The organism is Mesorhizobium sp. P2_F7 (assembly GCF_056403695.1).
The window spans coordinates 85782-104557 of the sequence record NZ_JBFUFA010000014.1; the positions used below are offsets into that span (position 1 = coordinate 85782).

The window sequence follows — 18776 nt, forward strand, 5'->3', positions numbered from 1 at the left end:
TCATCAGCGGGAGCGTGAATTTACGTGCCCTAAGCGGCCGCAATCCCGCAGCCAAGCCCCTCGCCAGATTTTGAGATCAGGCGCCCAAACAATCGAAACCGCGCTTCGTAACGCTCGTTGCTGTTCGGTGGCTAGGAGCAGGATTCAATTCTATGAGCGTAGACAAGTCGACCGATTCAAGTCGCGTCGTAAAAGGGCAAGAGCTTGAAATCGACCATCTTACACAGGTCGCATCGATAACACCGAGGCAGGCACGCAGGCTCCTACAAAAGCACGGCGCCGACTGGCCCAAACTCAAGCGGGAAGCTGAAGCACTAAAACCGAAGACTGACGATATTTAACGTGTGGCAGCCGCGTCAGTCCAAAACCGCCGATAAGATGGAAAATCGCCTTGGCCTCGCCCGGCTTTAGCTTCTGGGTACGTCCGTCAGGTTCGACGATATTTTGTATATATACGTCGCACTTCCACGTCTCGACAAGATGCGCCCCAAGAGCCCGGCGGACTTCATGATATGAGTTGCCTCGCGAATTCGGGATGCAAGTCAGCGTCAAAAAATTTGCCAGCCCGCCAATGAGATAGGTTGAAACAAATCGCCTCGAATGGCGTTTCCGTCGATCGCTTTGTATGGAGGAACAAAATGGCTGATGATAAGAGCAAACGAGACTTTCGCGACCGCGATCGTGTATCGGCTGACGAGGACTACGAGGTCGAATATTTCGCCAGCAAGACAGGCATCACCCCCCAGCAAGTGAGGGAACTCATCGCAAAGCACGGCAACAGCCGTGAGATACTGGAAAGGGAAGCACTGGCGCTGAGAGGCCGAGCCTGAGGTAGGTGTTGAATCCTGTCGGTTGCGGCGCGTATTTGGGCCGCCCGATCGATCCCAAAAATTGGCTTGTGAGGGATCCTCGCCTCGCCGCGTTCCTTTTGTTAATTTTTTCTATTGGGACGTTCGCTAAACTCTAGGTGCGGGGGGCAAGCTGATGGAAAGCTTTCGGGTCGAATTGATGAATGGCAAAAAGGTCGTGCGGAGCCTTTCAGTTGCGGCGCAAAGCCATGTGCACGCGGTGGTTAAGACCGTCCCTAAGCCTATGATGCCCGGGAAAGCATCCGGAAAACTGTGGATTAGGGTAAGACTTGCTGCTGGCGGAAAAACCAGCGCGTTTCACGTTATTGAACAGGCGGAAAAGTAACCGAAAACCCCATTCCCGGAATGGGTCTGCACCTTAGGCGGGAGGCTCGGACGCCTGCTTGCGCGACAGCTGGCACGCATGTCCGAAGACCAGCTTCATTAGGGCGGCACGCATGAACGCAGTCACGCTTATAGGTTACCTCGCAACTGTCTGCTCCATGACCAGCTTTACACCACAGGCTTGGAAGATCATCAAAACGCGAGACACAGGCGGGATCTCCGCGCCGATGTATGGAATCACGGTTTTGGGTTTTGCCCTGTGGTTGGTTTTTGGCATGATGACGCTGGAATGGCCCATAATCATAACCAACGGCGTCTGCCTTTTGCTGTCAGCCTTCATCTTTACGATGACGGTTCTACCTCGCGATGAGAAGGATGCAGTCGCCGACGTGCTTGATCCGGATCATTAACGCGCATCCAGAACGCAACAGGGCAATAAGAGGTCCGCATGACCCGTATTGCAACTTTCAATGTAAACGGCGTCAACGGTCGACTGCCAGTACTTCTCAGATGGCTGGATGAAGCCAAGTGCGACATCGTTTGCCTTCAGGAACTCAAAACATCTGACGAAAAGTTTCCGTTGGATGCGATCAGGAACGCTGGATACGGCGCTATCTGGCATGGCCAGAAGTCCTATAACGGCGTTGCAATCCTTGCCCGCGGGACGGATCCCGTAGAACGCCGACGCGGTTTGCCTGGCGATCCCGACGATACGCATAGCCGCTACATCGAGGCCGACGTAAATGGGCTTGTGATCGGCTGTCTCTACCTGCCTAATGGCAATCCAGCGCCAGGTCCCAAGTTCGATTATAAGCTCGGCTGGTTTGAAAGGCTTATCAGCTACGGTCAGTCGTTGCTTGAAGCCGGCGGGCCAACCGTGCTCTGCGGAGATTACAATGTGGTTCCGACCGCACTCGATGCGGTCGTGCCGAGGCGATGGACCGGCGACGCGGTGTACTTCCCCGAAAGCAGGGACGCCTACAGCCGGATGCTTGCTGAAGGATGGATCGATGCCGTTCGTCACACTCATCCAGAGAACGCCATCTACACCTACTGGAACTTCTCCTATCGAGGCGGATACGACTGGAGTTCAGGACTTCGAATGGACCATCTCCTGGTGAGTCCTTCCCTCTCTTCCCATCTGCGCAGTGCCGGCGTCGATGTGGAGACACGCGGATGGGAGAAACCAAGCGATCACGCGCCGGCCTGGATCGAGATCGATGAGCAGAACGGCCGAAGCTGAACGGTGCGCAATGCTATATGGCATCCGCAAATTCCGCATCAGTTCCCCACTCACTCTCACGACGGGTCAACCGATCATTTCTGGGCTTCAGGTCGCATGGAGGGCCGCAAAGAAGATCGTCGAGCAATGCTAAAGTAAAGGCCCGCGCCAGACCAAGCAACAACGACCACCGGTATCGGCAGGTGCACACCTCAAGCCGCGACCAGCCTGAAAACGTGACGTCCTTGCGGTCGCCGGGTTAATGGCTTGCCATGGAAGGATGGCCCGGTGCATCCCTCCATTCAAGCGTGATGGTAAGGTGCAGATGGTGTCTGCCTGCTTCATCACAAACGTTGAATTCGAAGGCACGCTTGGTGCCGTCCGGATGTGATTCCCTCATGATCGCTGCGAGGGCCCGAAGTCCTGCCTCACGCGCGTCATGCACGTCGACAAGATCGTTTGGATCAGCGATATCGGCATCCGGCACGTCGAAGAAATATCTCGCCATAGCCGTCTAATTTGCGGGATTGGAAAAGGTTCAATGTTGAATTTTTCCGACCGCACGCACGAGCGATCCGCAAGGGTACCCCTTTGAATGAACAATTCGAACGGCAATGCCACTTCTTGGCACGTCGGAAGTTGTCCTGCTGTTCCAGGAATTGGCTGGATCGAAAAATGCTGAGAGGTAAGGCGATGAAAGAGGTTCGTCGCAGTGAGGTTGAGCGGATCGACCAGTTGGCAGAAAGCGCCACTGCCGACTTTCTCCGCCGCTCGTCGCTCACATATCTTGAATGCTGCATCGCGGTAATGCTTACCCATCTCGGTCCTGAGGAGGTAGCGGCAATCCTCGAACGAGAAGCGAAAGACCTGCGGGAGTTTGGGTGACGGCGCTGACGTTGGCGGGTCAGCTCGATGGTCAGCGGGATTCAGTTTCCGGAACATCCAGATGGAGGGCTTTTAACGCGCGAGCCGAGCCATCGAATTCGATCGCAAATCCAGCATCGACAGCAATCAGCGCGATGAGATCCTCAAGCTCCCGATCCGTATGTTGGTCAAGCGGGAACGTCTTCCTAAGGCTGTGAAGGATGTCAGCTATGAATACAGGGATGATCCACATTGCCAATTAGACAGCTCACAATCGCCTGGCGGATCTGCGACCTATTTGGCTTTTGCTGCGGCACAGTGCGCCCTCCTGCTCTACGCGCGCAGGGCTCTTGAGCCCGTGGCCTCTGCTACATCGAATGAGACTGGCACGCCGCGCGCATCGCATGTTTTCGCCGGCAATCGCTCCAACTCATGATCGGCTGCCATACAGTCCGGCATTAGCGTTCTGATGGCGCGGATCGCCTGCGCCATCGAGATGAACCGGCCCATGCTCCTGAAGAGAACATAAGCTTCAGCTGCCTTCTCAACCGTGAGCGCATCGAAAGTGTGGGTCATCTTTAGCCTCCCTAAGAGACGAAGTAGGCATGGTTCATCGCAGTCTTCAAGGCTCGGTATGACTCCGAACAGTCCCGATAAGGCCGGTCATGCTGATCCGAAATCGGGCTCGCCAATCACTGCGGCAAACGGCAGTACGAGAACGACCCTGCCGCTCTGGTCAGTGATCTCAAAACTGCAGTCGAACCAGCTGCGGATTGCGTCCATGCGGGTGCCGAATACAAGATCTCGCGCGATGGCGAGCGCATGGCCGCGAACAGCCTCCTCCACGGGCAACTCGTCGCCTTCATAATCGGGCATGATACGACCGCGATAGCGTATGTTCATGAAGTAACGCAAATCCAACTCACCGGCCTCGCTTGATGAGGAGGGCGAATACGTTGGAATATTCCTTCTCGGCATAACCGTAGGACTGCCCGGCGAGATGTTCCAGCTTCTCTCGATCGCGCATCGTGATGTGACCGCGGCCGGCTCGAATGGCGCCGGTACCCTCCAGCATTTGCACTGCGAGCGTGACGCCGGGTCGACGTGTACCGAGCATGATACTCATGAATTCGTGGGTGACCGGCATGTCGTCATGCTCCAGCCGATCGTGGGTCATCAGCAGCCAGCGCGCCAGCCGCTCCTCAAGCGAATAACCGGCATTCGCATACGCGGTCTGACTGACTTGAACGATGAAGGTGTGTATGAAGCGCAGAAGGTGCGCGCGCAATGTCGGGCTGCGGTCCATAGCCGACTGGAGTTCGCCTGACTCAATCCTAAAGGCTTCGCCAGTCGCCTGGACGAGGCAGGTGTGCGGTGTCCGGTCGACACCGAGCACGACAGATGTTCCTGCGAAACCTTCCGACCCGACCATGCCGACCTCGAACCTCCCCTCCCCGGTATCCGCCACGATGGAGGCGATTCCATATTCCGGAAAAGTCACATGTGCGATCTTCTGATCTGCTCGAAACAAATGGTCGCGCACCTCTAATGTGACCGTCTCTAGGTGCGGTCGTAAAAGCGCATAGTCATCCGCCGACAGCGAAGCTAACAGACGGTTGCGAACGGTCGATTGCTGAGCCTGGCTCATGCTCTTGGCCTCCGGTCTGGGGCAAGAGCACGAGCACCGCTATCTCTCAGCCGCTCGCGCCCGAACAGTCGGCAAGCGATGACTTAATTATCCCGCCTCGTTCTAACCAGCGCAACGGCTAAGAGCATTTTCCGAAGCCACAGGCGGCTTGGGTACGAGTCCGTACCAACATTTCTTAATGCAGCCGAGTCCCACGAAGATAGGATTCCATTGTCATCTAGAAGTGAGGACAAGGCAGTGGAAAAATCCGAAATGAACGTTCGCTGCGTTGAATTGGTCGAAGGTTACGGAGAATGGCACGTCCGTGTGATCGAGGAAGACCACGAGCACACCCGTTCTTTCGAGATCGAATCGTTTGCCTTGGCCTACGCGGAGGGCCAACGGCGGCGGTTAGCACTCGCAGATTTTACGCGGATATAGGCTCGGTGAGCCGATGGGAAAAGTCCGCATTGATCTAGACGACGAAGTTTCCAACAAGCCGGCAAAACAGGAGGCTGCCTTGGCAAAACGTCGAATCGACAAGGAAAAATTTGAACGAGCCGATCGTGAAGCGCGCAAGCTGATCGACGCCGAACGCCAGGCCAGAGATGCCAAGACCGCCCGGCTGAGAGAGTTGAGGCTCAGCGCAGGCCAAGACTTGGCTCTTGCCAAAGTATAGGCATATTTGCTCGTTTATGAGCGCTTCTGTCCCCACATCTTTGCAATTGGCTGCCTACAGTCTTCCGGAGGCGCATGCGCGTCACACAGGCTTCGGCACTCCAAGCCGATCGGAGACTTGCCGACCCAGGTCCAAGCGACTGGGGCAGTCGCAGAAATCGATGCTTCATTGTTGTTTGTCATGGAACTGTCTCTCAACGGCCGGAACCTTTGAGACCAGTCAAGGTTGAGCTGACGTACTACGTTTTATCGGTCCCTGCCGCTGGCCAAGATGTTCCTCGTCTCGGTCGGCCCGCCGGTCGCAGGCAAGGGCCAGACTTCTTTCCCGAGGTGTCCTATGACGAACAACGTTCCCGAGAACCAAGCCCGACAAGGCCCTCTTGGCAGGCCCGTCCTTGTTGTGCTCATAGCCACGCTGCTGCTAGCCATTGCCGCCTGGGGTGTCGCCGAAATCTATGGCGTAGTCATCAAAGGACCGTCGACAGACCAGCAAGACAGCCAGGCGCCTGTGAGCACCAGCCCAAACCCGGCATCAACTGATCCAGTTCAATCTCAGTCTGATAGTGTTAACAGCCAGCCGATCGACCAAAATCCCAAGGTGGACAAGAATCCAACCCCGCAGTCCAGCACAGGCGGGGACCAGCAAGGGGTGCAGCCGTCACAACCAGCGGCACATTGAGGATTAAACGGGTCCACCGACGCCGCATATCGTCGTTGGGTTCTCGACCGCATTGCCGCTGTGCGACCGCGTCTTTGAAAGCCGCTGCAGCGGCATCGCATGCCGGCCTGGATGGTCCATAAAGATTGAGAATGATCGCAGCCGACTTCTCGGACAAGCCGTGCTTCGATGCGAATTCATCTGCGCCGTATTGCCCCGTCCGCGCGTGTGACCTTCGGCCCTGCATTGCTCGTTCCTCGATCGCCAAGGTGGATCGGCGATCACAAAATTCACGCGCATTTCGGCAAACGTCAAGACTTTAGCCGGCCGGCTTTATGCAACGGTAGTTGACCAATGACAATCGCTCGCCGTCTATTGAACCGCGAGATACCGGTTTGCTTAGGCAATTCGCTCTATTGGACATCGGGGACACCCATGCGGTGAACGCTTTCCTCAGTGCATCTAAGCCCACAAGCCGCCAACAAGGGGCGACGTTACAGACCGACCTTGACGCGTCGAGACGAGCGTCCAATTCGCACAACTGCGCGATCTTTTCTTCAGTCGAAAGCAGTCCGTCTTCAACTATCTGTTGGGCCTTGGTCTCGGCGAACATCACCATACCGAAGTGTCCTCATTGGAGATTATCGGCAACGTAGATCAGCTAAGGACGTTCCACAGCCTCGGCGGCAAATCGAGGTCTACCAAAAAGCGCCGCATCGCGCGACCCTGCCGGAGTTGAACGACATCAAACCTCGAAGTGCTCCGGGTGGGAACAAATCATCTCCCGGAAAATTCCTATTAGGCATATCTGAAATGCTTGAACGTGGAGGAAATGATGGGGTTTTTCGGGAAGTATTTTTCCGGCCTCTTGGGCAAAAAAGAACAGCCAGAAAAGCGCAGCGGCGACATGCGTAAGGCGACCGGCGCTGGTCCCGCTTTGGCAGCTCACTCAAAGGACGCAAAGACAACGGCTCCCAGCGGTCAAAATGCGACGGCAGCGAGGAAGAAAGCCGATGGCTGATCCAAAAGGACTCCGCGGAAATGCCTCACCGTTGTGCCAGCGATCTGCCCCCAGGTCGGGTGGGCCTGAACGGTGCGACCCGGTACGATCCTTGCTGCGCTACGCCCGCGCGGTTTAATCACACATGCGCATTATCCCGGCGCCCGGTACGGTGGTTTTTGGAGACCTCGGCGATGTCGAGCCCCTAAGCCGTAAATTTGGCGGCGATCGCGGCACGCCACTTGACCGTTACTACATCGAGAGTTTCCTGCAGCGTCATGCGGGGGACATTCGAGGACGCGTCGCGGAGATCGGCGACAATGTCTACACGCTCCGTTTTGGTTTGGCACGAGTCGTCACTTCCGACATTATCGACTCACCCGAAAGTGCCAATCCTCAGGCCACGATTTGCATCGATCTCCAGAACGAGAATGCCGTGGAAGCCGGGCGCCTTGACTGCATCATCGTGACCCAGACGCTGCACATGATCTACGACGCGCGTGGTGCCATTGCTACGATCCATCGAGCCTTGGCACCAGGTGGCGTCGTGTTGGCGACGGTACCAGGCATCACTCCCATCGACGCGCAGGACGGGCCAGAAAAATGGTTCTGGGCCATGACACAGAGTGCCGCACGACGCCTGTTCGTGGAAAGGTTCGGGGCGGCCGGAGTGGAGGTACAGCAATTCGGCAACGTGCTTGCCGCCACAGCCTTTCTGCAAGGCCTCTCTTTCGAGGAGATCGACCGCGCAAGCCTTGACGTTGTTGATCCGCTCTACCCTGTCATTACCGGGATCAGGGCCACCAAATTCTGATCCTGCTGTGCTCGTGCTATCCTGAGGTCAGGGAACGGAGTGGAGGCGCGCCTTGTCGGTACGAGGTCCCAGCAACTGACGGAAAATATGGCTCGTCACAGTGGCCGACTGACGGATATCGAAGCTGGATTGCGCCCGCCTCACGCTCGCGCCAGCCATCGACTTTAGCCTGGCGGGATTGGATAGCAGCGAGATTGCCGCCAGGGCAACACCTTCCCAGTCGCCGGGATATTCCGAGACGATGCCGGGCCATTCGGTGGTTCCTATAAGAATCCCGGTTTCCCCCGCAGAGACGATTTCCGGGACGCCGCCGACGCCGATAGCCACGACCGGCACGCCAGACGCCATAGCCTCCAGAATGGTAAGCGGCATCGCGTCAGCGCGCGACGTATGCAACAGCAAATCTAGCGCCGGATAGATCCGATGGGGTTCGCGCGCGAGCCCGACCATATGGATGCGCGACTCGAGTCCCGCACGACGAATTGTGGCGGTCAGGTCCTTTTCCATCGACCCCGTGCCAACCACTGCGAAGTGCACCTCGGGCCGCCTTTGCAGTATGAATTCGGCTGCTTTGAGGAATTTGTCGGGGCCTTTTTCCCAGGCCAGCCTGCCAACGAACCCGACCAACATATCGTCAGGGCCGATGTTGATCGTTTGCCGGAAGTCCAAGGGGTCAGCCGACATCGGATGATACGTTGCGAGATCGACCCCGTTAGGAACGAGGCTCACACGCTCAGGCGACAATCCCACCGCAAGTGCTTGCGACCAGGCTTCGCGGCACACCACAATGGTGTGGCTCCCGGTTGTGCGCGCCACACTGATTTCCTGCGGATGCAAGCTCATCCCATGCAGCGTGGCAACTGTCGGCGTCGCGCTCAGTCGGCCCGCCATAGCGGCCACGGTATGCGCGTTCATCAGGTGAGCGTGGAGCAGGTCGATACCGGTTTCGCGAACGAGCGTGCAGATGAGTTCGATTGTCTTCCAAGGTGGATCGTCACGCAGGGGCGCAATGTAAACGTCATTGCCCTCAGACCGCAGCAATGCGGTGTAAGGGCTTTCATACGGGCACAGGAGCGAGACTTTGAACTCGTTCGAGGGCAGGTTCGCAGCCAGATTGCGCACGTAATTTTCCATGCCGCCAACAATGACGTTGCCCAAGACTTCAAGGACATGCGTGCGCTCATCGGTCTGGCCGCCTGGCAGCACTCGCGGGGTCCGGGCCATTAGTTTCCTCCTTGCGACGGGCGCAGCCTTAGCCAGTCCATTGCCGTCCCTGACAAGATCGCATTTCGGTCATCTGACGCGACGTCGAGCTGATCGAGAATTGCCGTGACCTCGTCCATCGCAGCGTGGATGTGAGCCCCACTGCACGGCAGGAAGCGGTCGCTTCCAAATTGCAGAGAACGTGGCCCGATCACGTCGATTGCCTTGCGAAAAACCTCGTTGCGGTAGATCGGAGGTGGCCCAAACGACAGATCGAAGCGAAACTGGCTCTCGGCTGGATCAACTCCATTGATGCGGTCGATAACACCCACAGCGTTGGCTTCGTCACACCATGGCCAGCCAAGGTGAGCTAAAGTCACCCGAAGGCCGGGATGATCGCGGACCGCCTCGTAAAAGGAGGGACGGCAGAACCGGCCAGATCGGCCGTCAATGAAAATTCCGCTATGAAACAATATGGGGAGGTCAAGCCTCGCGGCGACCGCGTACACGCGATGAGCGCACTCATCATACGGATACCAGCCGGTCGGAACCATCTTGAGCGCGCGAATGCCGGCAAGCGCGGCCGCCTCCTCAAGGTCGTCGGCTGATTGCGGATGGAGCGGATTGACAACCGCGAACCCGATCAGCCGATCCGAGTGGCCTTTGACGAGCTCGGAAAGGTATCTGTTGCCAGCGCGCAGCGACTCCCGGTCACTAAGCGAATAGGGCGGGGTTAGGAACGGCGCCAGCAGGAATGCGATATCGACGCCCGCATCGTCGAGCGTCTGTAGCACATCCGTCGTCGTCTCTCGGCCGGATGTATGAAGGTGTGCATCAACGATCATAGGCGCCTCCCCGCCGACAACTAACGGAGGCGTGACCCGTTCCAGCCATCGTGAAAAATCGTGGTGCCTTTGATGTCCGGCTAAGAAAAACAAAATTCCGGCTCGCTGTGGAACCCGAGCTGCGAACGGAACTTGATCCAACACAAGCCAACCCTAATGCGGGAACGTTGCAATGGATCAGACTGTATCCAACCCCTTCCTCGTGCCTTTTGACAAACCACTTCTGATTTGTTTTTCCCACTTGCGGTGGGACTTTGTTTTCCAACGCCCGCAGCATTTGATGACGCGCGCCGCGGCCGACTACGCCGTTGTGTTCTTCGAGGAACCCCTTTTCGAATCTGTTCAGATACCTCTTCTGCGCCGCAAGGCGGTTGCGCCAGGCCTGGAAATTGTGACGCCGATACTGCCGCAGTGTCAGTCCGGAATTGAGGTCGACAGAGCTATCGCCATTCTGCTTGAGAATGTCGTCGCGGGCATCGAGCACGACCATTTGGTGACTTGGTACTATACCCCTATGGCCCTCAAGTTCACCGAGGCGCTGCAGGAGGATGTCTGCGTCTATGACTGCATGGACGAACTTTCTGCCTTCAAAAACGCGCCTCCCGAACTCGAGCGACTGGAAGAGCAGCTCTTTGGCAAGGCCGATGTCGTGTTCACCGGTGGCATGAGCCTTTTTGAGTCGAAGCGTCGCCGGCATTCCTCCGTCCATGCGTTTCCAAGCAGCATTGACACGGCACACTTCCATCAGGCGCGCCGGCCTCAGGCAGACCCTCCAGATCAGCGGAGCATTGCCCATCCCCGCGTAGGCTTCTTCGGAGTCATCGACGAGCGATTCGACATCGACCTGATGGCTCGAACCGCTGCAGCTATGCCTACGGTCCAGTTCGTCACGATCGGTCCAGTGGTCAAGATCGACCCGGCCACGCTGCCCGTCGGCTCAAACATTCATTGGTTGGGCGCCAAGCGGTATGCCGAATTGCCCGGATACATGGCCGGTTGGGACGTGGGGTGGATGCCTTTCGCCTTGAATGATGCGACGCGTTATATCAGTCCGACGAAGACGCCTGAATTCCTAGCCGGCGGACTACCTGTGGTGTCGACTGCAATCGTCGATGTGGTGCAAACCTACGGCCGTCGCGGATTGGTCGACATTGCTGATGCAGACTCGATGCCAGCCGCCCTCGATGCCGCTCTGCGCAAGGGCTGTGAAGTGGCCAAGGTCGACGCCTTCCTATCAGGAATGTCTTGGGACACGACCTGGAGCGCAATGCACGATTTGCTCAAGCCCGCGAAGGTTTTGCGTAATCAGGGATTCAGGAGCTTGGTCCACCATGTTTGATTGGCTCGTCGTCGGCGCAGGCTTTGCCGGAAGCGTTTTAGCAGAGCGCCTAGCCAGTCAGCGCGGAGAGACAGTGCTGATCGTCGACCGTCGCACTCACATCGGCGGCAACGCTTTCGATTGGTACGATGAAGCCGGTATTCTTGTGCATCGGTATGGGCCGCACATCTTCCACACCAATGCTGAAGCCATTGTCGCCTACCTGTCCCAGTTCACGGCGTGGCGTCCCTATGAGCACCGTGTGCTGGCCAAGGTAGACGGTAAGCTTTTGCCAATCCCGATCAACCTGGACACGATCAATCGCCTCTATGGCCTCGACCTGAACTCCGACCAGATGGAGCGGTTTTTGGCCGAACGCAGAGAGTGCGTGGAAGAGATCCGCACGGCCGAGGACGTGGTCGTGGGAACGGTGGGGCGGGAGCTCTACGAGAAATTCTTCCAAGGCTACACGCGAAAACAGTGGGGGGTCGACCCCTCGCAGCTGAGCAAGTCAGTGACGGCGCGCGTGCCGACACGAACCAATCGCGACGACAGGTATTTCGCCGACACGTTCCAGAGCATGCCGGCGAGCGGCTACACACGCATGTTTCAACGGATGCTGGCCCATCCCAATATCAAGGTGATGCTGCAAACGGACTACCGCGAGGTTCGAGAGGTCATCCCCTATCGGCGCCTCATCTATACCGGTCCAATCGACGAATTTTTCGACTTTAGGCTCGGAAAATTGCCGTACCGATCTTTGCGTTTTGAGCACGTCACACTCGACACGCCATGGTTCCAGCCGGTCGCCGTCGTCAACTACCCGCAGACCGAGACCTTCACCAGGATCACAGAATACAAGCATATGACGGGACAGCAGCATCCTCAAACCAGCCTGACCTACGAATATCCGACGGATGACGGCGATCCTTACTATCCGGTGCCCAGGGCGGAGAATGAAGTGCTTTACAAGCGATATGAGGGGCTCGCTACTCAGCAAACCAATGCAATTTTTGTCGGTCGGCTGGCAACCTACCGGTACTACAATATGGACCAGGTGATTGGTCAGGCACTGGCCGCGTTCAATCGCATTCAGAAGACGGGCGGCCCTGAGCTATCCCTTGCCAGGAGCGCGGCGGGGTAGTCAGGGTGGAAGTTTGGGGCGGCATTGAGTGCAGTGTGGTTCGTGTCGGTGGCGTGATCCGCGATCAGCTCGCCGAAACCGGTCATTCAAAACGCATCGAGGATTTAGACCTCGTCGCTTCCCTTGGTATCAAAACGCTTCGATATCCTGTGTCGTGGGAACACGTCGAGATGGTGGAGGGGCAGGATGAGTGGAGCTGGCACGACGAGCGGTTTGAGCGCATGCGCGAACTCGGCATCAACCCAATTTCAGCCCTTGTCCACCATGGCAGCGGGCCGTGCTGGACGTCCATTCTCGACCCGGATTTTGCCGATCGTCTCGCGGAGTTTGCCGGTAGGCTCGCACGTCGGTACCCGTGGATAGGGACTTTCACGCCGATTAATGAACCGATGACGACCGCTCGCCTCAGCGGTCTATATGGATTCTGGCACCCGCACCGCGCGGACGAGCCAAGTTGTTTCCGGCTTTTGGTTGCCCAATGCCGCGCGATCGCCAAGGCAATGTCGGCCATCCGCAAGGTCATCCCCGATGCCCGCCTTCTGCAAACCGAGGATTTCGGAAAGATATTCGCGACCCCAGAGTTGGCATATCAGGCTGAGTACGAGAATGGTCGGCGATGGTTATCGCTGGATCTGCTTTGTGGGCATGTTGGTCAGTGCCATCCGTTCCATCAACGCCTCCTCGACGCCGGTGTCGATCCAGCCCACCTGGCAGAGTTGGAGGGCACGCCCTGCACGCCGGATCTGATCGGCGTTGACTACTACCTCACCAGCGATCGATTCCTAGACCATCGGGTCGAAAGGCACCCTCGAGAACCGGTCGGCGGCAACGGCATCGTTTCTTATGTCGACATCGCTGCTTTCCGCGCCGACGCGCCAGCTTGCGAACTGGGGTTTGCCGCGCGCCTTCGCGAGGTGTGGCGCCGCTACAATCTACCGGTGGCCATCGGAGAAGCGCACAACGCCTGCACGCGCGAGGAACAGCTGCGCTGGTTCATGGAGGGATGGGAGGCTGCCACTGAATGTGCGGCTGGGGGCATTGACGTACGGGCCATCACCGCTTGGTCAATGTTCGGCGCCGTGGACTGGAATTCCATGATGATGCGCCAGGATGGATACTACGAATGCGGGGTGTTCGACGTGAGGGCGGATTTTCCGCGCCGGACAATTATGGCCGATGCCATTTCGGCACTGGTGAACAAGCAATCGTTCGGTCATCCCGTCCTTGCACAGAAGGGCTGGTGGCGTGCGCCGCGCCACAGGATGGGAAAATCGCCAACGATCCAACTGAGAGGATTTGACCGGCGGCTTTCGATCCTGGGAGAATGTTGCAGCCGCCGGAGACTACCAGCGAGGGCGGCGCCCCAGCAGGCAGAATTGCCGGATGCATGGGTTGTGTTAAGCGTAGGGGGCACCGGACGCCGCTCACCAAGCATTTTGTTTGCCACCTATTGCCCAGGCAAGACGCTCTCGCTCGCGGTGCCCGATGGCGTGGACTGGGTTGCCGCCTGCAACGCGTTTCTCGACCTTGTGATCGATGGGCTCACCGGAGCTTACGAGTTGCTCGCTGCACATCGCGACAACCAGTACCGGGTCGCCGAACGCCCGGCACATGCCGCTGCCTTGGCACATCAGCGCTGATCCAGTGCGGTACTGTTGCCGGCCGGTGCTATTGACCTCCCTAGAAAAAGCGCGCGGCGGCAGGGATCGGCGAACCGCCGCCGCGCCTGGGATCTCAGGCTGCTTGGCGGTTCACGCCGCTTTCAGCCATTTCGGTTAGTTTCTGGTCCGTCGCCCGCTCTTCCTCAAGCGTCTCGCGTAAACGCAATTCGTTATGACACTGACTGCCATGCCGCCTTGGCCTCCCGCGTCGATGAATTGATAAGCCTTGCAGAGGGTGCGGGATGGGACCGGAATCGTGCGGCTTCAGGATTAATTTACCTAGCTGCCAAGCGGCTCATTCCTCTTTTTTAAAGCACCTGATTACCCGTCGCGCAGTGCCCGAGGATCGGCCCAATAGGCGGTTAAGCGCGACGTCCGCCCGGCCCGCGACTTAGCCTACGATACAGACGAGAGGTTTTTACGGCGCCGCCGAGATAGGCGCAAGACTGCCATTCGGCACTAGAAAATGCGGCCGGCGACTGGGCTGGATCAGCCTCTTGGATCAATTTGGGCGAACCGCGTCGTAACCCATTGACAAATCCCAACGATGTTAGTCGCTGAGGATGTACGAAAACACTTGATTTCATTGACTTTTTGGTGGGCCAAAATCGAAAGCCTTCCCGTGTTGTTCCGCATGGTTCCGCAGCCATTGCCAGTGCATCACGCTAAACGCCATCCTGCTTCGCCGCCGAGTTAAACATAGCGACCCCGACTGCCGAAACCTGAAACAGGCGATCGAAGGCTTCTTTGTCTTTGCGCAAACTTTTTTGCCCGGCATGCGTTGGTCGCAACCCCGTCGCGCTGACGGTCGAAAGATTTGGCAGGATCGACGTGCTGGTCAACAACGCCGCTTTCCAGATCCATTCCAGTGACTTCAGCGACCTGACAGAAGGAACATTTCACGGGCATCCCTTCCCTTGCTATCTGCGTGGGCGGCCACCAGTTCGGCTTCTCGCGCAAGCCAACGATCGATGCGCCGCGCGGCCGTCTTGCCAGGCAAAAACCGGCTTTTGCGCTCGTCGCTCCATCGCGCCCGCGGGAAATTCTCACGGAACCGCTCGACTGTCATTTGATCATACGGAAATGCATCAACGGCGCCGGGGCCTCTTTCGCTCTTCCGGGCCAGAATGACGATCGTCAGGCCCTTTCACTTCATGCCCTCCAGATCAGCGAGTGAGTTGTGGCCAACACTCCAAGACCTCCGCCATGCTGGCTCAATGCTACGCCAGCGCCGGGCGCCCGCTATTGGGAGAACTCTTGGTCAAGTATGCGGAGGCCCTCTTCGTATTTGGCCGCCGACAGTCCCACCTGCCTCGACTGCCAGATGTTGTCCTCCAGATCGGCGCGTTTTACGGGAAGCGCTACCGGGTTCGACGCAGCCCGCCTGACAAAAGCGAAATACTCCTCATCGCGCCTGCGCGACATGGCATCGACCGCAGAGGCAATTGTCGGCCCAAAGCCTGCTTCTTCAAGTTTAGCGCGCGTCCAGCCTTCGCCTTTCTCCAGAACGTCATGAAGGTAGGCAACTGTCTTCTGATCGATCGTCTCGACAGCCGCGACGACACGGCGGCAATGCTCGATGTAGGGCCGTCCGGTTTTATCTCGCTGCGACGCGTGAACTTGCTCCGCAATCTTTGCCGCCAGGTAGAAAATGCTCATCGCGCCTGTCGCCGCTTTGATTGTTCTGCCTAGTCGACGACATGTGGCGTGTGTCGGTTGTCCTCGGCAGGTTCGACATCAATACGGGCCTTTTCCGGATCGAAAGCGCCGTGACGTGCAATGGCCAGAGCAGCCGTATCGGGCGTTTCATAGGCCCACATGAAATCGTCCGAAGAACTGCCGACGGCGTGGACACGCCAGTAGCTTGCGGTACCTCTAAGCGGGTGCCGGCTGGTGGTGCTGGTCTTTTCGAAAAGGTCGAAATAGATATCCTCGAACGGGACATAGAAGACGGGCCTGTGTCCGTCTTCCCGCAGTACCTTAGCCCGTTCCGTAGCAGCCACTATGGCGTCGGAAAATCGCACCGTCACCGTGCCGGAAAACGGCTCTATGGCCAGTCGGCCAAAATGCTCTTGTGAAGTTGCGCCTGAAGTTTGCATTTGAACTCTCCCTGGCTGGCGATTGACTGCATGACGCAATTTCTACCCGTCATGCATGGAAACCAAATGCGCGGCGGTGCTTCAGGTTCCGGCTTGTCTGATGAAGCCGAATGACAGCCGGCTGAAGTGCCAGCAGGATGCGCGTGTAAGTGGTCGCAGCCGCCAGACGTCACATAAGTTTGTCAAGCGTCAGCGGCAGGTCACGAATGCGCTTTCCCGTTGCGTTAAAAACGGCGTTCGCGACAGCGGCGCCGATGCCGGCGATACCGATCTCACCAACGCCGCAAGCACCCATCGGTGTATGCGGATCAGGGATATCGGTCCAAATGATCTCGATTGCTGGCACGTCCAAATGGGTGGGTATGTGATGCTCAGAAAGGCTCGCATTCATGATCAGGCCATTGTTGCGCTCGTCGAACTGTGTCTCCTCCAACAGCGCCAAGCCCAGGCCCATTGTGATGCCGCCACGAAACTGGCTGGCGGCCGTCTTGGAATTGAAGATGCGTCCGCAATCGAAGGAACCCAGGACGCAGCTGACCCGCGTCTCGCCGGTGATGGAATTGACACGCACTTCGGAAAAGATCGCGCTGTAGGAATGCATCGACCAGTGTTGCATTTCCATGGGCTGGGGAGCCCTGGCCTCGACCGTCACTTCGCTGCGTCTAGCGCGTGAAAGGACGGAGGCGTAACTCTCGTGGCGACCCGGCTCGTCGAGCTTGGCCAGGCCGCCGTTGAGCCCGCCCACCTCGTCGGCGCTCAGGTCCGCAAGCGGCGAGTCATTGCCGGCCAGCTTAAGCAATCGTCTCCGTACTCGACCGTCACGTGATCGAGCGCTAGGCCAAGCCGCTCGCGCGATTCCGATGCTTGTGGCATTCGTGATCGATGGATGCGGGTCAAGACCTCGCGGTCTAGACCACCGCTACGCGATACCGCCCGTAGCCGATCTTCACAAGCAGACCCTTTGCACATCCGGGACAGGTAACACCGCGGTATTCCAGCGCCCGTCAGGTCACAGGTCCGCACTTCACCGCCTTTCCGGGCGAGGGCAACCGCCCAGTCTCGAAGTGACGGTTGCTGTCCGCCAGCAAGGCGAAGTGCTTCTGCGCGGTCTCGGTCGCGTTTTCGCATCTTGGGTTCTTGAGGCGCATCTTGGCGACGGGTTATCGAGAATTCGTAATTCGCGGCTTCGCCGATCCCGGCGAGCCAATTCGTGCGCCTAGTGCGTTGTTTTCGTTCGATTTTAAGAGTTACAATCGCTTCTTTCCCCGCTATTATCCCCGCTTTAAAGCGCGGCCATCACACTCCGACTCGATACTCTTCGCGACATTCGACGGCGGAGCAACAATAAAGGCGCGAGTTGGCTGGGTCATCGTCCTCGACGGCGTCGAGGATCGATGGCGCGCCGATGAAGTGACACTTCGGGCACCATGGGTGTCCGTCTTTTATAGGCTCGTAGTCATCCCTTTGCCGCCCGTCCGGCGTCGCCGCGATTTGGCCCGCGAAGCTGACCAAGGCGCCGTGTATCGGCAATGTCGAGGATAAGCTCCTCCATCCCAATGAAACAGGCAGCGCCCTTATGGTCGCCGCTCCGATTCGCATCATATGAAGGCTTCGCCGAAGATTCCGTGCCTGGTATGAAAAACCTGCGGAAGAACAGCTAGCTCCTTAGCCCTAATTCGCCGTCACACCTTCCGAACTGCCTACCCCTCAAATTCCCATTCCAAGCGGATCAAACTTCTTCGCCCCGCGTTGACCGGAATCGTAACTAGGAGGAATCGCCATGGGCGACGATCGGCACCAAAGAATTCAGCAACGGGCATACGAAATCTGGGAACGCGAAGGCGGCGTTCATGGCGTTGACGAACGTCAGTGGCACCAGGCTGAGGCAGAAATCGAGCGCGAGGACCAACTGGAAACTGAGCAGGCATTTACCGAACCAAGTGCCGTCGGAGCCACGGTGTTATCGGCCAAGACGAGAAAGCCGCGGCGCGCTGAGACCGCAAGTTCCGACGTGATGACGGTAGATGCGCTGGCGATGCGTACCGGCATTACAGGCGACCAAGCCCAAGACCTAATTGATAGGTTGGGCCATGACCGCGAAGCGATCGAGGAAGCTGCACGGATCTTGGCGACCGGCCAACAGAACTTCAGCAAATAGAAAGCCCGCCGAAGCGGGCTTCTTTCTTTGCAATGCGGTGGCTAATGCAAATACCCCAAGAGCCACAAAATGATGATGATTGGGATCGGGATCCCGAGGAGCCAGAGTAGTCCGCCTCTCAGCATGATTTCCTCCCTTGAAAGTTGCCGGAAGTGAACGCTCCTCAATTGTCTTAGTTCCGCCGCTGGGTCTTGCCGCTTGCGATGGTAAGCGGTCAGCCCTCGGAGACCAATTGCTCAATGAATGGCGCTGCGCTGATGCGCTCCAAGGACGCTGGCAGAAATCAGGATCT

The 18776-nt window shown here is 57.7% G+C and carries 22 protein-coding genes and 3 pseudogenes; 13 read left to right on the forward strand and 12 right to left on the reverse strand.

Features of this window, described 5'->3' with window-relative positions:
• Positions 1-638: 638 nt before the first annotated feature.
• The 4 genes from AC1DZ8_RS29150 to xth all read left to right on the forward strand — a co-directional run bounded on the left by AC1DZ8_RS29150 (position 639) and on the right by xth (position 2436).
• Positions 639-830 carry a DUF3606 domain-containing protein gene (locus AC1DZ8_RS29150; protein WP_441935462.1) on the forward strand — a complete coding sequence of 64 codons (192 nt, stop codon included), beginning with the start codon at positions 639-641 and terminating at the stop codon, positions 828-830.
• A 154-nt stretch (positions 831-984) separates the two neighbouring features.
• A complete protein-coding gene (locus tag AC1DZ8_RS29155; protein WP_477308209.1) occupies positions 985-1194 on the forward strand; it encodes a hypothetical protein in 210 nt (69 codons plus the stop codon).
• A gap of 112 nt (positions 1195-1306) precedes the next feature.
• Positions 1307-1603: a SemiSWEET family sugar transporter gene (locus AC1DZ8_RS29160; protein WP_477308211.1), complete on the forward strand. Its 297-nt coding sequence runs from the start codon at positions 1307-1309 to the stop codon at positions 1601-1603.
• Positions 1604-1641: 38 nt separating this feature from the next.
• Positions 1642-2436: an exodeoxyribonuclease III gene (gene xth / locus AC1DZ8_RS29165; RefSeq protein WP_477308213.1), complete on the forward strand. Its 795-nt coding sequence runs from the start codon at positions 1642-1644 to the stop codon at positions 2434-2436.
• 238 nt (positions 2437-2674) lie between these two features.
• On the opposite strand, the gene AC1DZ8_RS29170 is transcribed toward xth, so the two are convergent.
• Positions 2675-2923 carry a DUF6894 family protein gene (locus AC1DZ8_RS29170; RefSeq protein ID WP_057143639.1) on the reverse strand — a complete coding sequence of 83 codons (249 nt, stop codon included), beginning with the start codon at positions 2921-2923 and terminating at the stop codon, positions 2675-2677.
• A 167-nt stretch (positions 2924-3090) separates the two neighbouring features.
• Here AC1DZ8_RS29170 and AC1DZ8_RS29175 point away from each other — a divergent pair, with 167 nt between their 5' ends.
• Entirely contained in the window at positions 3091-3300 is a 210-nt protein-coding gene (locus AC1DZ8_RS29175; RefSeq protein ID WP_477308215.1) for a hypothetical protein, read from the forward strand.
• 31 nt (positions 3301-3331) lie between these two features.
• Here AC1DZ8_RS29175 and AC1DZ8_RS29180 read toward each other — a convergent pair whose 3' ends face one another.
• The 4 genes from AC1DZ8_RS29180 to AC1DZ8_RS29195 form a co-directional block, all read right to left on the reverse strand.
• A complete protein-coding gene (locus AC1DZ8_RS29180; RefSeq protein WP_477308217.1) occupies positions 3332-3538 on the reverse strand; it encodes a hypothetical protein in 207 nt (68 codons plus the stop codon).
• 74 nt (positions 3539-3612) lie between these two features.
• A complete protein-coding gene (locus AC1DZ8_RS29185) occupies positions 3613-3855 on the reverse strand; it encodes a hypothetical protein (protein ID WP_477308219.1) in 243 nt (80 codons plus the stop codon).
• Positions 3856-3942: 87 nt separating this feature from the next.
• The gene (locus AC1DZ8_RS29190; protein ID WP_477402037.1) at positions 3943-4200 is read right to left on the reverse strand and encodes a DUF6894 family protein; all 258 of its coding nucleotides are present in this window, start codon (positions 4198-4200) and stop codon (positions 3943-3945) included.
• Position 4201: 1 nt separating this feature from the next.
• Positions 4202-4927: a Crp/Fnr family transcriptional regulator gene (locus AC1DZ8_RS29195; RefSeq protein WP_477308223.1), complete on the reverse strand. Its 726-nt coding sequence runs from the start codon at positions 4925-4927 to the stop codon at positions 4202-4204.
• A gap of 433 nt (positions 4928-5360) precedes the next feature.
• Between AC1DZ8_RS29195 and AC1DZ8_RS29200 the strand changes: the two genes are divergently transcribed.
• From AC1DZ8_RS29200 to AC1DZ8_RS29210, 3 genes are all read left to right on the forward strand, one after another.
• Positions 5361-5585 carry a hypothetical protein gene (locus AC1DZ8_RS29200; protein WP_477308225.1) on the forward strand — a complete coding sequence of 75 codons (225 nt, stop codon included), beginning with the start codon at positions 5361-5363 and terminating at the stop codon, positions 5583-5585.
• A 1480-nt stretch (positions 5586-7065) separates the two neighbouring features.
• Positions 7066-7263, forward strand: coding sequence for a hypothetical protein (locus tag AC1DZ8_RS29205; protein WP_477402076.1), 198 nt, complete (start codon positions 7066-7068; stop codon positions 7261-7263).
• Positions 7264-7387: 124 nt separating this feature from the next.
• Entirely contained in the window at positions 7388-8056 is a 669-nt protein-coding gene (locus tag AC1DZ8_RS29210; RefSeq protein ID WP_477308229.1) for a methyltransferase domain-containing protein, read from the forward strand.
• Positions 8057-8083: 27 nt separating this feature from the next.
• On the opposite strand, the gene AC1DZ8_RS29215 is transcribed toward AC1DZ8_RS29210, so the two are convergent.
• Together AC1DZ8_RS29215 and AC1DZ8_RS29220 are read right to left on the reverse strand one after the other, a co-directional pair.
• Positions 8084-9280, reverse strand: coding sequence for a glycosyltransferase family 4 protein (locus tag AC1DZ8_RS29215; RefSeq protein ID WP_477308231.1), 1197 nt, complete (start codon positions 9278-9280; stop codon positions 8084-8086).
• On the reverse strand, positions 9280-10104 hold the full coding sequence (locus AC1DZ8_RS29220) for an amidohydrolase family protein (RefSeq protein WP_477402040.1): 825 nt from the start codon (positions 10102-10104) through the stop codon (positions 9280-9282). The genes AC1DZ8_RS29215 and AC1DZ8_RS29220 overlap by 1 nt, the downstream gene beginning before the upstream one ends.
• Positions 10105-10276: 172 nt before the next feature.
• On the opposite strand from AC1DZ8_RS29220, the gene AC1DZ8_RS29225 reads away from it, so the two are divergent.
• The 3 genes from AC1DZ8_RS29225 to AC1DZ8_RS29235 are packed head-to-tail and all read left to right on the forward strand — an operon-like array spanning position 10277 to position 14206.
• Entirely contained in the window at positions 10277-11443 is a 1167-nt protein-coding gene (locus AC1DZ8_RS29225) for a glycosyltransferase family 1 protein (RefSeq protein WP_477402042.1), read from the forward strand.
• Entirely contained in the window at positions 11436-12566 is a 1131-nt protein-coding gene (gene glf, locus AC1DZ8_RS29230) for a UDP-galactopyranose mutase (protein ID WP_477308237.1), read from the forward strand. Before AC1DZ8_RS29225 ends, glf begins: the two co-directional genes overlap by 8 nt.
• A 5-nt stretch (positions 12567-12571) precedes the next feature.
• Entirely contained in the window at positions 12572-14206 is a 1635-nt protein-coding gene (locus AC1DZ8_RS29235; protein WP_477308239.1) for a family 1 glycosylhydrolase, read from the forward strand.
• A gap of 686 nt (positions 14207-14892) precedes the next feature.
• Here AC1DZ8_RS29235 and AC1DZ8_RS29240 read toward each other — a convergent pair.
• Entirely contained in the window at positions 14893-15069 is a 177-nt protein-coding gene (locus tag AC1DZ8_RS29240; protein WP_477308257.1) for a hypothetical protein, read from the reverse strand.
• On the opposite strand from AC1DZ8_RS29240, the pseudogene AC1DZ8_RS29245 reads away from it, so the two are divergent.
• Positions 15014-15127 (forward strand): annotated as a pseudogene (locus tag AC1DZ8_RS29245) (short-chain dehydrogenase); the annotation flags it as partial. The gene AC1DZ8_RS29240 and the pseudogene AC1DZ8_RS29245 overlap by 56 nt on opposite strands.
• 4 nt (positions 15128-15131) lie before the next feature.
• On the opposite strand, the pseudogene AC1DZ8_RS29250 reads toward AC1DZ8_RS29245, so the two are convergent.
• The 4 genes and pseudogenes from AC1DZ8_RS29250 to AC1DZ8_RS29265 form a co-directional block, all read right to left on the reverse strand.
• Positions 15132-15368, reverse strand: a pseudogene (locus AC1DZ8_RS29250) (hypothetical protein); the annotation flags it as partial.
• A gap of 101 nt (positions 15369-15469) precedes the next feature.
• A complete protein-coding gene (locus AC1DZ8_RS29255) occupies positions 15470-15886 on the reverse strand; it encodes an HD domain-containing protein (RefSeq protein ID WP_477308241.1) in 417 nt (138 codons plus the stop codon).
• A 29-nt stretch (positions 15887-15915) separates the two neighbouring features.
• The gene (locus AC1DZ8_RS29260) at positions 15916-16326 is read right to left on the reverse strand and encodes a DUF427 domain-containing protein (protein ID WP_477308243.1); all 411 of its coding nucleotides are present in this window, start codon (positions 16324-16326) and stop codon (positions 15916-15918) included.
• 169 nt (positions 16327-16495) lie between these two features.
• Positions 16496-17131 (reverse strand): annotated as a pseudogene (locus AC1DZ8_RS29265) (molybdopterin cofactor-binding domain-containing protein); the annotation flags it as partial.
• Positions 17132-18106: 975 nt separating this feature from the next.
• On the opposite strand from AC1DZ8_RS29265, the gene AC1DZ8_RS29270 reads away from it, so the two are divergent.
• Positions 18107-18484, forward strand: a complete 378-nt coding sequence (locus tag AC1DZ8_RS29270; RefSeq protein WP_477308245.1) for a DUF2934 domain-containing protein — start codon at positions 18107-18109, stop codon at positions 18482-18484.
• Positions 18485-18776: the final 292 nt, after the last annotated feature.